Source organism: Vogesella mureinivorans, assembly GCF_007644035.1.
In the GTDB taxonomy this organism is placed as follows: domain Bacteria; phylum Pseudomonadota; class Gammaproteobacteria; order Burkholderiales; family Chromobacteriaceae; genus Vogesella; species Vogesella mureinivorans.
On sequence record NZ_VMTV02000478.1, the window covers coordinates 1 to 290 of the forward strand.

Below are 290 nucleotides of genomic sequence, written 5' to 3' on the forward strand. Positions count from 1 at the left end.
AGAATGTATGGCATGGATAATCACGATACCGAACACTAATGCACCTAAAGTGTCCATGGTTAAATAACCATTTACAAAGCCTTCAGAAACAGGGCTAGTTGCATAATTATTGATGGCAGGAGAGATTGAACCAGTCGGGATGATAAAGGCTGCAATACCAAGAATGGCAAGTGCAATAATTTTAAGAGGTGCAAGAATATGACCTACGGTATCCAACAGTTTGTTTGGATAAAGAGACACTAAAGTAACAAAGGCAAGCGTACATCTGTTTACGGTGCATTCCTTCTGGC

The 290-nt window shown here is 40.3% G+C and carries 1 protein-coding gene; it reads right to left on the reverse strand.

Annotation, left to right across the window (positions count from 1 at the left end):
• Positions 1 to 290 (reverse strand): branched-chain amino acid transport system II carrier protein (locus FLQ44_RS13500; RefSeq protein ID WP_206208877.1); only part of this gene is annotated, 290 nt, incomplete at both ends.